The sequence below is a fragment of the Halovivax cerinus genome (genome assembly GCF_024498195.1).
In the GTDB taxonomy this organism is placed as follows: Archaea; Halobacteriota; Halobacteria; order Halobacteriales; family Natrialbaceae; genus Halovivax; species Halovivax cerinus.
The window spans coordinates 1,740,683-1,753,385 of sequence record NZ_CP101824.1 but is presented as its reverse complement, the minus strand read 5'-3'; the positions used below and the strand labels follow the sequence as shown (position 1 = coordinate 1,753,385).

Here is a 12,703-nt window from a genome sequence, read left to right as displayed (position 1 = left end):
ACGGCAAGGGCAGTACCCGCAGACGTGAGAGCACTCACTCACAGCAGCGTGTTCGTCGTCGTACAGCAGCGCGGGAAGCGCGTTCGTGTCGACTGCGGTGATCACAACGCATCCTCCGTCGGGACACCTTCATCATCGTCGACAACTCTGGGGTATTCGCCCCGGAGTCGCCGCATCCGCTCCGGCATGGATTCGTCGCTCTCTGCGCTCCCCCGATACTTCTCGAAGGGGTCAGTACCGTCCGCCGCCGTTGGTTCCTTCTTCTGGATCTTGTAGCCGGAGTCGACGGACTCGAACGTGATTTCGTCGCCGGGTTCGATTCCGAGTGCGTCCCGAACGTCCTTGGGGATGGTGACCTGGCCCTTCGTGGTGACGCGCGGCATACTCGTTCTACGGCACAATACACAATGAGTAGTACGGAGATTTTCGTACCATAGTTGGGAGGAGAGTCCTTCGTCCGCATCGACCGACCGTCTTTTCCCCCTTCACATGACTCGACCCGATATGGAGACGACACCGCTCTCGGCGAAAGACGAAGCCCTCATCGAGCGAGTCGCAGCGACGAACGAGCGGACGGTCGATCCAGACTTCTTCGACGGCGCCCACATCGTCGCCGCTGGCGTGCGGACGACGGACGGCTCGATCTACGAAGGAGTGAGTCTCCCGGCGAGTGTCGGTCGCGCGTCGATGTGCGCCGAACCGATCGCCGTCGGCGCCGCGATAGCCGACGGGTACGGCCACGACGAGATCGAAACCAGCGTCGCCGTCGCGTACCCGATGCCGTCTCACGAGACGGACGAGGTACGGGTAATTCCGCCGTGTGGCTCCTGCCGGGAACTGCTGGCCGATTACAACGAAGAGATGCGCGTCATCGTCCCCGTCGATGGGGAGAATCGGGTCGCGCCTGCGATCGACCTCCTCCCGACACGGACGTGGTGATCGAGTGGACTGCACGATTCGCACGACCGGGAACCGTTCGAGGGGAATCTGTTTCAGAAATCGAGGGGCAGACGACGAGGATCACACGAGCGAACCGATCGGTATCCACCGGTCGTGAGCGATGCGATCGGTCGGGTCAGCGGCGAGTCTGTACCGATCGAGAGGCCGACCGACGGCTCGGATCCGAACGATCGGACGGCTCCGACAGCGGCTGGAGCGCGGATCCGGGTATCATCGAGCGTCCGTAGCGCGCAACCAGAACGGCGGCGAGCAGCCACCACGCGCCCGAACCGACGACGAGTGCGAGCGGCACCACTCCCTCCAGGATGCCGCCCGATCCCGCCAGGACGGCCCCGACGTTGATCGCGGCGTGCATCCCCACCGCCGGGAGTACGCCGCCGTCTGTGGCGTTGACGAGCGCACCGAGGACGGTCGACGCGCCGAGGACGAACGTCGTGTACTGGAAGAGGAACAGCGGGTCGGCGGCGAAGTTCGGATGGCCGAGAAAGAGCGGGAGGTGCCACGCCCACCACAGGACGCCGACGGCGAGTCCCGCCGAAAAGACCGATAAGTGGCCCTGAAACTGTCGCTGGAGGAATCCGCGCCACCCGAACTCCTCGACGCCGCCGAAGAGGACCACGTTGAGCAGGAAGAATCCCAGTAGCAGAGACAACGGGGCAGGTGGCGAGTAGCGAAGCGTCCCCCCGCCGAGCGCGGCGAGCGCCGGTTGGACGTTGGTGACGAATACGGGAAGGGCGAGCGCGCCGAGATACAGACCGGGGTGGAGTCGCCACCGGAGCACGCGACCGAGCCACTCCCGAAGCGGGACGTCGCTCGCCCAGACGACTACCAGCGCGCCGATCGGGAGGCCCCACTGTCGCGGGAAGGAATTGATGTAGACCGGCAGCGTCTCCCACCAGCCGAACGAGAAATAGACCGCGTCCCACCCCCAGGACCAGCCGTAGACAGCGAGGAGAAACGCCGGAACGCGGTGGCGATCGATTCGTGACCGGAACTCGGAGAGATCGAGGACCATCGTCTCCGCTCGAGAAACGCCCTCCCCGGACCAAGTACCTTCTGAGTCGATTCGCCCAGGTGATGATCGTCTAGCTCTGCCGAAGCGTTGCCCCCTGGCACCAGTGCGATCGAATTCGAAGTCCAGGCAATTTCGAAGCAACGCCCGGGATCGGATCGATGAGCGAGCCATCCGACGAACGGAACCGGTGCTCGATCCGCGTACCCGGCGACCGATCCACAATCCGCGGACAACGACTTACGTCCCTCGGCGTGGTGAGAGGACCACCATGGTCACCACCATCTCACCCGACCGACTGAAGCAACTACTGGACGACGACGAGGCGTTCACCCTCCTCGACACTCGCCCCGAGGAGAGTTACGACGCCTGGCACGTTCGCGGGGCCGTCAACTATCCCTTCGGAGCGGACGAGACGGTCGACGACGGCCACCTCGACAGGATCGACGAACTCGTCGGCGAGGACGATCGCGTCGTCACGATCTGTGCGACCGGTATCTCCTCTGGAACTCTCGCGACCCAACTCGCCGAGGAACTGGACGACCGTGAGGTCAACGCCGTCGACGGCGGGATGAAAGCCTGGAGCGGCGTCTACGACCACGTCGAGATCGACGTCGGAGAGTCCGCCCGCGCGGTCCAGCTCCAGCGGCGGGCGAAGGGCTGTCTCTCCTACGTCGTCGGTTGTGCGGAGACCGGCGAGGCCGTCGCCGTCGATCCGACTGAGGATATAGACGAGGTGAAAGCTGCAGCGACGGACGGCGAACTGACGATCGCGGCCGTGATCGACACGCACGTCCACGCCGACCACGTCTCGGGCGGCCGACGCCTCGCCGACGAACTCGACGTGCCGTACTATCTGGGTGAGCGGGCCGCAGAACGCAACCTCGACCTGGAGTTCGAAGGGCTCGGACGCAACGAGACGATAGCGGTCGGCGAGCTCTCGCTCAAAGCGCTGTACACGCCCGGACACACGAGCGAGATGATCTCCGTCCTCGTCGGTGAGGACGCGGCCCTGACGGCCGACACGCTGCACGTCGATTCCGTGGGACGAACGGAGCTCGAATTCAGCGACGACGACGGCGACGAGGGCGCCCGGATGCTCTACGAGTCGCTCCACCGGACGCTGTTGGCCGAACCGGATTCCCTGACCGTGCTTCCGGGCCACGTCACGGTCACCGAAGAGGGTGAGTTCGACGTGGGCGAGGCGGGAACCGCCTCGGAAAAGGCGAACGGCAACGCCGTGAGCGGGGGCGAGGCGGGAGAACCGGTCGCCACGACGATCCGCGACGCCCGAACGGGGATCGACGTCCTCCAGCTCGACGAAGAGGCGTTCGTCGAGCGACTGGCCGATCCCGGTGCGAAGCCAGCTAACTACGAGGAGATAATCGAGATCAACCGCGGTGTCCGAGAAATGGACCCGGAAGACCGAACGGAACTCGAACTCGGGCCGAACAACTGCTCTGCGTGAGTGGCGGACGATCTGCGATCACTCGTTCGTCGCAGGAGGTTCGACGACCGTCTCACGACGGACCGGTCCACTAGATTCGACTGGGGGACGAAGTAGCGGGCGTTCACCTCGGACAGCCTTGCAATGTACCCCACACTGCAGGGTAGATTTCTCCTCGCGCTCCCGTAAACCCTCGTCCAGTAAATTACAGTTTGGTTGAAGTAAGATTTAATTCCAGTCGCATTGTTTCTCCTGATGGTCCAATCCAATGACCAACGACACTCCCTCCAATCGAGACGACAGAGACGACACCGCCGATGTTAGCCGTCGATCCGTTCTCCACAGCGTCGGCGTCGGAGCGGGCGCGTCGATCGTCGGCGGTCTGGCCGCGTCAACGGGCGCGAACGCCCAGGACACCTCGATCGACTCGACCGCGGTGCTCCCGGCCAGTCGAACGCGCACGCTCGCGTCGACGGCACTCAGGTCCCGTCGAGTGGCGTCCCTCGCGAGCGGGTTCGAATCGCGGGGGTTCGACGCGGCGATCGGTCGGGCCCGTGCCTATCGGGTCGAGACCGACGAACGACGCCTCGACGAACGGAACCCGGTCGTGACGGTGCTCCCCTTCGAGTCGACGGCCGCCCGGTCCGACGATGGACTCGCCGTGGCGTTCGCCCTGTTGTCCGACTCGGGAACCGGGTACGACGTCGACGGTCTGCTCGGGATCACCGTCGAACGCGACCGTCGGATCACGATCCACGGCGGGCGAGACGACGTCGTCGTCTCCCTCTGGGAAGCCGACGACGAGGCGACGACGATCGACGACCGACGGGTCGCCACCCGGTCGCTCACCGCGACCGCGGCACCCGACTGGTGTGAAATCTGCGAGGAGGCCATGACGATGATCTGCGACATGGTCGGGGACGGCGACCGGATCTGTTCGTCGATCTGTCCCGATCCGCTGTGTCGGACCATCTGCTCCATCATCCTCGGGATCGTCACCGGAATCACCTGCGGGGACGATCCGACGTCGCTCTGTCACGAATTCGGTATCTGCGAGAGGAGACGCTCCTAAGAGAGAGAGAGAGAGAGAGAGAGAGAGAGAACCGCACGACCTCGGCGATTTCGACGGTCGAACCGGGCTCCGACACCGGTGCGCTCGATATCCTCCGACGCGGCGGGGCCCGGTCGTCAGTCGCCGGTCCCAGACGGCCCGGACCGATCTCCTCGTGTCTCGCTCCCGAATTACGAAACGGGGCCGACGTCGCGCTCATCGGGTGTACGTATCGAGCCGAGTGATCCGGCCGTCTGCGACCGCGAAACAGTCTGCGAACTCGAAGAGCGGTTCCGCCTCGCCGTCGAGCAACCGGCCGCGAGCCGTAACGTGATCGTCGGTGCCCACTACCTCGAGCAGTTCGTGACGCGTGTCGGTCGTCGGCCGCTCGTCGCGCATGAACACGACGAACGCATCGCGACCCTCGAACGTTCGATCCGGGCGGTGCTGGACGAACGACGGTGCGAGGATGGTTTCGAGTTCGCCGTACTCGTGGGCGTCGAGCGCGTCGTAGTAGCGCCTGACGAGCACCGGCGCGTCGTTGGACACGTCACGGCGTTTCGCGCGAGGCAGCAAAAAGCCCCGTAACGACGACCGTCAGTCGCCCGAAAGCTCCGCCGGTTCGTCGATCTGGCCGGCCTGGACGTTCCAGAGGGCGGCGTAGCGGCCATCTTCGGCGAGCAGCTGCTCGTGGTCGCCGCGCTCGACGACCTCTCCCGCTTCGAGGACGAGAATCGTGTCCGCGTCGCGGATCGTCGACAGCCGGTGGGCGATGGCGAGCGTCGTCCGGTCCGCGGTCAGGCGCTCGATCGAGCGCTGGATGGCGAGTTCGGTCTCCGTGTCCACGGCGCTGGTCGCCTCGTCGAGGACGAGGATCGGCGGGTCCTGCAGGACGGTGCGGGCGATGGCGATTCGCTGGCGCTGCCCGCCGGAGAGCTTGACCCCCCGCTCACCCACGCGGGTGTCGTATCCCTCCTCGAGGTCCTGGATGAACTCGTGCGCTTCGGCGGCTTTCGCGGCCTCGCGGACGGCGTCTATCGATGCTTCCTGGCTGCCGTAGCGGATGTTGTCGGCGATCGTCCCGTCGAAGAGGAACGTCTCCTGGCCGACGTAGCCGGTTGCTTCGCGGAGATCCTCGATCGCGACGTCCCGCAGGTCGTGGCCGTCGACGCGGATCTCGCCGTCGTCGACGTCGTAGAGTCGCATGAGGAGTTTGAGCATCGTCGACTTGCCGGCACCCGTCGGGCCGACGAGCGCGACCATCTCGCCCGGCTCGGCGCTAAAGGAGACATCGTCGATCACGGTCTCGGCCTCGTGGTCCTCGTCGGCCATGATATCGTCGTAGGCGAAGGAGACGCTGTCGTACTCGACGCGTCCGTCGGGATCGGGCAGCGAGACGGGATCTTCGTCGTCCTGGATCGCGACCGGGATGTCCATCAGCCCGAAGATGCGCTCGCTGGAGGCCTTGGCGTTCTCGTACTGGTCGACGATGTTCGAGACCTCCGCGAGCGGCGCGACGATGCGCTGGGTCAGCATCAGGAAGACGACGAAGTCGCCGACCGAGAGGCTCCCGGAGAGGGGCCCAGGCGCCGTCCCGGTCGTGAGCCAGAGTCCGCCGACGAGGAACGTGACGGCGAAGGAGACGCCGGCGAGCAGTTCCATCCCCGGCCGGTAGAGGTAGGTGAGCTTGAGGACGTCGATCGTCCGGTCGAAGAGGTTCTTCGAGGCCTTCCTGACGCGTTCGGTCTCGTAGGATTCGTTCGCAGTCGTCTTCGTCAGCTCCATCCCGGCGATCGAGTTCTCCAGCCGGGTATTGAGTCGGGCGACGGCCGACCGCTGGCGGACGTAGCGCGGTTCGGCCACACGCATGAACCAGAGTGTAAAGCCGACCATCAGCGGCACGGCGACCAGCGTGATGAGCGCGAGCTGCCAGTTGAGATAGAAGAGCACGCCGGCGATGCCGAGGACCATCACGATCAACCGGAGCGAGTTCATCAGGGCGTTGTCCAGAAACATCTCCAGATTCTGGGTATCGTTGTTGAGCACCGCCATGACCTCGCCCGTCTGCTTGTCGTCGAAGAACGTCTGGTCCAGCCGCTGCATCTTCTCGAAGCTGTCGACCCGCACGGTGTGCATCACGCCGTGGGCGAAGAGATTGGCCGTTACGCCGTAGATCCAGGTGAAGATCGCAGTCACCACGAACGCCAGCGCGATGGCCGTCACCGAGAACCAGAACTGAGGCATCTGTTCGACCGGCAGCCACGCGTTCGGGACGACCGGCAGCGTGAACTCTCCCGCCCGCTCCGGCGGCGGGAACACGGCGTCGATCGCCGTCCCGAGGAGCAACGGCGCGACGAGGCTCGCCATCCGCGCGACGAAGTTCGCAACCATCCCCGCCGAGAACCAGCCGAGGCGGTCCGTCCCGTACTCCATGAACAGCCGCGTCAGCGGCCGATCGACGCGCTCTCGATAGGCGTCGAACGGCGTCTCCTCCTCGTCGTAAGCGCTCACTGACCCTCCAGTTCAGTTTCGAACCGTAAACGATCCACGGTATCGGCCGGCAGTGCCGGGAATCGAGTCGGTCACAGATTTACGGCCAACAGCGCCACCGACCGATCACCGTCCGCGGTGGCCGCGAGCGTGCCCGAACGGGCACGCGAGCCTACGGAAGCGCAAGCGCTTCCGAGCATCGCGAAAGCTTCGCTTTCGCTCAACGAGGAACGGCTGGTCTACACTAGTATGAGAACCGCGAGAAGACGAACGGGCGCAGCCCGTGAGTCGCCGAGCGGGCCGACGACTGATGTGGAACGAGCGAAGCGAGTAGAACGGAAGGAGGAGTGCTTTTGATCGACCTTTTACCGAACGTCGGCGCGCCGTGCGGCGAAGCCGCCGGCGCGACAAGAGAGCAGCGTAAAAGGTCGGTTTACATCATGCCGCCCATACCGCCGCCCATGCCGCCCATACCGCCGCCGGGTGCGCCGCCTTCGTCGTCGTCTTCCTTGTCGGTGGAGAGGTCGCCGGCGGAGATGATGTCGTCGATCTTGAGTACCAGGTTCGCGGCCTCGGAGGCGGAGGTCACGGCCTGCTCCTTGGCGTGGGCCGGTTCGACGATGCCGGCGTCGGCGGTGTTCTCGACGTCGCCGGTCCAGGCGTTCAGGCCGGCCTGGAGATCGCCCTCGTCGTGGGCGGCACGGAGGTCGACGAGCGTGTCGATGGAATCGAGGCCGGCGTTCTCTGCGAGGACGCGGGGGACGAGTTCGAGTGAGTCGGCGAAGGACTCGACGGCGAGTTGCTCGCGGCCGGAGACGGAGTCGGCGAAGTCGCGGAGCCGGGAGGCGAGTTCGACCTCGACGGCACCGCCGCCGGCGAGGACACGGCCGTCGGAGACCGTCTGGGCGACGACGTCCAGCGCGTCGTTGACGCCGCGTTCGAGTTCGTCGACGACGTGGTCGGTCGAGCCGCGCAGGAGGAGGGTGACGCCGTGGGCGTCCTCACCCTCGACGTAGAAGAGTTCGTCCTCGTCGTCGCGGGTGACGTCACCGAAGCCGAGGTCGTCTTCGGTCGCGCTCTCTAAGTCGGAGACGACGGCGGCGTCGACGACCTCCTGCAGGAACTCGAGGTCGGACTTCTTGGCGCGGCGGACGGCCAGGATGCCCTCCTTCGCGAGGTAGTGCTGGGCGAGGTCGTCGATGCCCTTCTGGCAGAAGACGACGTCGGCGCCGACGTCGACGATGTGGTCGACCTTCTCTCGCAGCTGCTTCTCCTCGCGGTCTAAGAACTGCTGGAGCTGGTCGGGGTCGGTGACGGAGACTTCGGTATCGACGTCGGCCTCCTCGATCTCGATCGGGTCGTTGAGCAGGAGGACGTCGGCGTCGGTGGCCTCGGTCGGCATGTCGTCGTGGACGGGGTCCTTGTCGACGATGCCGCCCTCGAGGAGGTCGGACTCGCCGGCCGAGCGGCCGGTCTGGGTCTCGATGTTGAGGAACTCGAGGTCGACGACGTTCTCGCCCTCGTCGGTCTCGACGGTGACCGCACGAACCGCGTCGACGATCAGCTGGGAGAGGTGCTCCTTGTTGAGTTCGGCACCCTTGCCGGTCATCGAGGTTTCGGCGACCGAGCGCAGCAGGTCCTCGTCCTCGGTGTCGACCTCGGTCGCGATGTCGTCGACTTCCTCGCGAGCCTGTTCGGCGGCCATGTGGAAGCCCTTGATGATGGCCGTCGGGTGAATGTCCTGCTCGATGAGGTCCTCGGCGTTCTTCAGGAGTTCGCCCGCGATGGCGACGGCGGTCGTGGTGCCGTCGCCGGCCTCGTCCTCCTGCGTCTCGGCGACCTCGATGATCATCTCGGCCGTCGGGTTGTCGATGTCCATCTCCTGGAGGATGGTGACGCCGTCGTTCGTGATGGTGACCGACCCCATCGAGTCGACGAGCATCTTGTCCATCCCCTTCGGGCCGAGTGTCGATTTGACCGACTCGGCGACCGCTCGCGCGGCACTGATGTTGTACTCCTGGGCGTCCTGGTCCTTGACGCGCTGGGAGTCCTCGCTCATGACGATCATCGGCTGTCCCTGTTGCATTCGCTGACTCATACTCAAACGATTCGTTGTTTGTCCTTCTACATAAAGGTTTCGCTACTCGGGACAGGAGAGCCGAGGCCGAGCGTAGATTCGCTATCGTAAAACCCGCAGACTGAACGACCACAGCCGAGAATATTGTGAAAGATTCGCATTCCGAAGAACGTGTGGACGGCCGGTCGATTCAGGGATTTAAGTTCAGGAGAGGGGCGGTCCACCCGCCGGATCACGGTGTCCTGCAGAGAACAGCAGGACTATTTTCGAGACCCTCGATGGTCGGGTATGGATCTCTCCAGTGGACGGGTCCTCGTGACCGGCGGCGCGGGGTTCATCGGGTCGCACCTGGTAGAGCGGTTGGTCGACGGCGGTGCAGACGTCACCGTCGTCGACGATTTTTCGAACGGTGACGCGGACCGACTTCCCGACGCGACCACGGTCGTCCAGGCCGATCTCCGCGAACCGGATGCGCTCGATGGGTGGCTCGCCGGAATCGACCGGGTCGCACACCTCGCGGCCTCGAAGCACGTCGACATCGATCGGCCGTACGCACAGTTCGAGGACAACACCCGCATGACACGCACGGTGCTCCAGGCGATGGCCGACGCCGACGTGACCGAACTGCTCTACACCTCGTCGTCGACCGTCTACGGCGAGGCACCCCGCCCGACGCCCGAGGACTACGCGCCGCTCGAGCCGATCAGCGCCTACGGGGCGAGTAAACTCGCGGACGAGGGGCTGCTTTCCGTCCGGGCCCACAGTCACGATCTCACCGTCTGGAACGTCCGCTTCGCGAACGTGGTCGGGTCACGACTGCGCGGCGCCGTGATTCCCGACTTCATCGAGAAATTGCGGGCAGACCCGGCATCGCTCACGATCCTCGGTGACGGGCGCCAGGAGAAGTCTTACCTGCACGTCGAAGACTGTCTCGACGCCATCTTCCACGTGGTCGCGACCGCCGACGAGGCGATGAACACGTTCAACCTTGGGGCCCGGACGACCACGTCGGTCGATCGGATCGCCGCCATCGTCGCCGACGAAATGGGGCTCGACCCGGCGTTCGAGTACACCGGCGGGGATCGGGGCTGGACCGGTGACGTCCCAAAGATGCGCCTCTCGATCGAAAAACTCGCGGCTCTCGGCTGGGAGCCCGAGCGCTCGAGCGACCAGGCGGTCAGAACGGCCACGCGGGAGTTGCTCGAAGACTAGTGCGAGCTACGGCGAGTGCGGTCGAGAGCATGGGTAAAACCGCCAGATCGTTCGAACGAGCGCTCGGTCCAGGCCATGGTCGCGTTTTAGGTGTGCTTAAATATCTGGGACGGACAGCCCAACCATGGGCGTGCAGACGGCGGAAGCGGGTGCCCGTTCCGACCAGTCGACGCCACGCGACCGGCTGGTCCGGCTCGGTCGTCGGTACGGACCAGTTCTCGGCTCGTTCTTCCTGATCGGTGCGCTCGTCGTCACCGCGCGCCGACTCGGCGAGGGCGCAGTCCTCGACGCGCTGGCGAGTGCCGACCCGGCACTGGTGGCACTGGCGGCGGTCGTATACGCCGCGTCGTGGCCGCTTCGCGGGCAGCGGTACGCCGACCTGCTCTCGCCGCTCTCCGCCGTCGTTGGCACCGCGCTATCGACGGCGGCCGTCTTCGCGAGTCAGGCGGCGAACCTCGTCGTCCCGGCCCGCGCGGGCGATCCCGTGCGCGCATACGTCGCACACGAATCCGCCGACGTCCCCTACAGCGCCGGAATCGCTGCCCTGGTCGTCGAACGACTCTTCGACCTTGTCGCGATCACGGTGATCGCGGGCGGCGCCGTCTGCTGGCTCCTGCTGGGCGGCGGGGCCGAGCCGGCGACGCTGGTCTCGGCGACCGATCGGTCGGGACCGATCGTCGTCGCCGCCGGGTCCGTGGCGCTTGGGGCCGTCGGCGCCTGCGTCGGCCTCGTGATCCTGGCGCGGACCCGTCTCGGAACACGAGTTGGAGCGTGGCTTCGCGTCCGCGCGGCCGGGTCGACACGGGTGTCGAGTGTAGCCGAGTGGTTCAGTCGGATCGCGGTCGACGTCGGTCAGGTGATCGAACGTCCGCGAACGCTGCTCGTCGTCGGTACATCGAGCCTCGCGATCTGGCTCCTCGACGTCGCCACGGCCGTTCTGGTGCTACTCGCCGTCGAACCCGGACTCGCCGACCCGTCGGTGATCGTCGTCGGTTCGATCGCAGTGAGCGTCGGCAACCTCGCGAAGGTCCTCCCGCTCTCACAGGGCGGAATCGGCCTCTACGAGGCAGCCTTTACCGCGATCGTGGTCGCGCTCGCGCCGGTCGGTGCGGGGACCGCACTCGCCGCAGCCGTCCTCGACCACGCGCTAAAGAACGTGCTTACGCTGGCCGGCGGTGCACTGGCTGCCATCGGTCTCGGCCTCTCCGCGGCGGCGGTCCGTGGAGATTCCGAGCCGGTCGACAGGGATCGGCACGCTTTTTAGGTTGGCCTAAAATCCTGTGAGTAATGGCACCCGACATCTGTGTGATCGTCCCGACGATCCGGGAGTACGAGTGTGTACGCTCGTACGTCGAGAACGCCCGGGATCACGGGTTCGACGTCTCGCGGCTGCACTTCCTGCTCGTGACCGAAGACTTCTGCGAGACCGACGAGATGCAGTCGATGCTCGACGAGCTCTCCGTCTCCGGCGAGGTCTTCGACGGCAGTCGACGCGATGAGTGGTACGAATCCCACGGGATCGAACAGTACAGTCACGTCGTGCCGGCCGCGAGTCACGCCGAGACGAGTTTCGGTCTGCTCTACATGTGGGCGAACGAGGACTTCGAACTCGGCGTCTTCATCGACGACGATACCCTCCCGCACGACGACGTGGACTTCTTCGGAACGCACCTGCAGAATCTGGGCTACGAGGGCGAGATCGAGGAAGTATCCTCCGACGAGGGGTGGGTGAACGTCCTCTACCAGAACGCCGAGGACCACGGGCTCTACCCGCGTGGGTATCCCTACGCCGCGATGGACGAGACTGTCGAGACGGACACGACGACGATCGACTCCGGCGAGGTCGTCGCCTCGCAAGGACTGTGGACGAACGTTCCGGACTTAGACGCCGTCAGGATCCTGATGGACGGCGACCTAAAAGGGCAGGCCGAGACGCGGACGACGCGTGCGGACTTCGGGGACGACTTCGTCGCCGCGCGCGGGAACTACCTCACAGTCTGCTCGATGAACCTCGCCTTCCGCCGCGAGGTGATCCCGGCGTTCTACCAGTTGCCGATGGACGACAACGCCTGGGACGTCGGCCGCTTCGACGACATCTGGTCGGGCGTCTTCCTCAAGCGGGCCTGCGACGTGCTCGGGAAGCGAATCTACAACGGAACACCGCTGTGTAAGCACAACAAGGCCCCACGTTCGACGTTCGACGATCTGAACAACGAGGTGCCGGGACTCGAACTCAACGAGCACCTCTGGGAGCTGATCGACGATGTCGGTCACGGTGCCGACTCCTACACCGAGGTCTTCGAGGCGATGGGGCGCGAACTCGCCAGTGGCGAGTGGGACGAGTTCACGAACGGTGACTTCCTGACCCACGTCGGCGAGTACATGTTAGACTGGCTCGACTGCCTCGACGCGCTCGAAACACGCCGACCCGCGACGATCGATCGACGGCTATAA

The 12,703-nt window shown here is 65.3% G+C and carries 11 protein-coding genes; 6 read left to right on the top strand and 5 right to left on the bottom strand.

The features are described 5' to 3' along the window. Positions 1-101 precede the first annotated feature (101 nt). Positions 102-383 carry an AbrB/MazE/SpoVT family DNA-binding domain-containing protein gene (locus tag NO366_RS08135; RefSeq protein ID WP_256533828.1) on the bottom strand — a complete coding sequence of 94 codons (282 nt, stop codon included), beginning with the start codon at positions 381-383 and terminating at the stop codon, positions 102-104. Positions 384-504: 121 nt separating this feature from the next. On the opposite strand from NO366_RS08135, the gene NO366_RS08130 reads away from it, so the two are divergent. Next, positions 505-939: a cytidine/deoxycytidylate deaminase family protein gene (locus NO366_RS08130; RefSeq protein ID WP_256533827.1), complete on the top strand. Its 435-nt coding sequence runs from the start codon at positions 505-507 to the stop codon at positions 937-939. A gap of 136 nt (positions 940-1,075) precedes the next feature. On the opposite strand, the gene NO366_RS08125 is transcribed toward NO366_RS08130, so the two are convergent. Continuing rightward, positions 1,076-1,975 carry a CPBP family intramembrane glutamic endopeptidase gene (locus tag NO366_RS08125; protein WP_256533826.1) on the bottom strand — a complete coding sequence of 300 codons (900 nt, stop codon included), beginning with the start codon at positions 1,973-1,975 and terminating at the stop codon, positions 1,076-1,078. A 268-nt stretch (positions 1,976-2,243) separates the two neighbouring features. Between NO366_RS08125 and NO366_RS08120 the strand changes: the two genes are divergently transcribed. Then, positions 2,244-3,440, top strand: coding sequence for an MBL fold metallo-hydrolase (locus NO366_RS08120; protein ID WP_256533825.1), 1,197 nt, complete (start codon positions 2,244-2,246; stop codon positions 3,438-3,440). Between the two features lie 247 nt (positions 3,441-3,687). After that, positions 3,688-4,491 carry a hypothetical protein gene (locus NO366_RS08115; RefSeq protein ID WP_256533824.1) on the top strand — a complete coding sequence of 268 codons (804 nt, stop codon included), beginning with the start codon at positions 3,688-3,690 and terminating at the stop codon, positions 4,489-4,491. Between the two features lie 195 nt (positions 4,492-4,686). Here the strand turns inward: NO366_RS08115 and NO366_RS08110 are convergent, their stop codons facing one another. The 3 genes from NO366_RS08110 to thsB all read right to left on the bottom strand — a co-directional run bounded on the left by NO366_RS08110 (position 4,687) and on the right by thsB (position 9,058). Then, positions 4,687-5,019: a nuclear transport factor 2 family protein gene (locus tag NO366_RS08110; RefSeq protein ID WP_256533823.1), complete on the bottom strand. Its 333-nt coding sequence runs from the start codon at positions 5,017-5,019 to the stop codon at positions 4,687-4,689. Between the two features lie 48 nt (positions 5,020-5,067). After that, positions 5,068-6,981: an ABC transporter ATP-binding protein gene (locus NO366_RS08105; protein WP_256533822.1), complete on the bottom strand. Its 1,914-nt coding sequence runs from the start codon at positions 6,979-6,981 to the stop codon at positions 5,068-5,070. Positions 6,982-7,393: 412 nt separating this feature from the next. Next, positions 7,394-9,058, bottom strand: a complete 1,665-nt coding sequence (gene thsB, locus NO366_RS08100; protein ID WP_256533821.1) for a thermosome subunit beta — start codon at positions 9,056-9,058, stop codon at positions 7,394-7,396. A gap of 267 nt (positions 9,059-9,325) precedes the next feature. On the opposite strand from thsB, the gene NO366_RS08095 reads away from it, so the two are divergent. From NO366_RS08095 to NO366_RS08085, 3 genes are all read left to right on the top strand, one after another. After that, positions 9,326-10,249, top strand: coding sequence for an NAD-dependent epimerase/dehydratase family protein (locus tag NO366_RS08095; protein ID WP_256533820.1), 924 nt, complete (start codon positions 9,326-9,328; stop codon positions 10,247-10,249). Positions 10,250-10,373: 124 nt separating this feature from the next. Further along, on the top strand, positions 10,374-11,513 hold the full coding sequence (locus NO366_RS08090) for a lysylphosphatidylglycerol synthase transmembrane domain-containing protein (RefSeq protein WP_256533819.1): 1,140 nt from the start codon (positions 10,374-10,376) through the stop codon (positions 11,511-11,513). 23 nt (positions 11,514-11,536) lie between these two features. Next, on the top strand, positions 11,537-12,703 hold the full coding sequence (locus NO366_RS08085) for an alpha-1 4-glucan-protein synthase (protein ID WP_256533818.1): 1,167 nt from the start codon (positions 11,537-11,539) through the stop codon (positions 12,701-12,703).

Excerpts from the sequence above, each read along its gene's own strand:
- NO366_RS08135 (WP_256533828.1), bottom strand. The coding sequence starts at position 383 with ATGCCGCGCGTCACCACGAAGGGCCAGGTCACCATCCCCAAGGACGTT.
- NO366_RS08130 (WP_256533827.1), top strand. The coding sequence starts at position 505 with ATGGAGACGACACCGCTCTCGGCGAAAGACGAAGCCCTCATCGAGCGA.
- NO366_RS08125 (WP_256533826.1), bottom strand. The coding sequence starts at position 1,975 with ATGGTCCTCGATCTCTCCGAGTTCCGGTCACGAATCGATCGCCACCGC.
- NO366_RS08120 (WP_256533825.1), top strand. The coding sequence starts at position 2,244 with ATGGTCACCACCATCTCACCCGACCGACTGAAGCAACTACTGGACGAC.
- NO366_RS08115 (WP_256533824.1), top strand. The coding sequence starts at position 3,688 with ATGACCAACGACACTCCCTCCAATCGAGACGACAGAGACGACACCGCC.
- thsB (WP_256533821.1), bottom strand. The coding sequence starts at position 9,058 with ATGAGTCAGCGAATGCAACAGGGACAGCCGATGATCGTCATGAGCGAG.
- NO366_RS08095 (WP_256533820.1), top strand. The coding sequence starts at position 9,326 with ATGGATCTCTCCAGTGGACGGGTCCTCGTGACCGGCGGCGCGGGGTTC.
- NO366_RS08090 (WP_256533819.1), top strand. The coding sequence starts at position 10,374 with ATGGGCGTGCAGACGGCGGAAGCGGGTGCCCGTTCCGACCAGTCGACG.
- NO366_RS08085 (WP_256533818.1), top strand. The coding sequence starts at position 11,537 with ATGGCACCCGACATCTGTGTGATCGTCCCGACGATCCGGGAGTACGAG.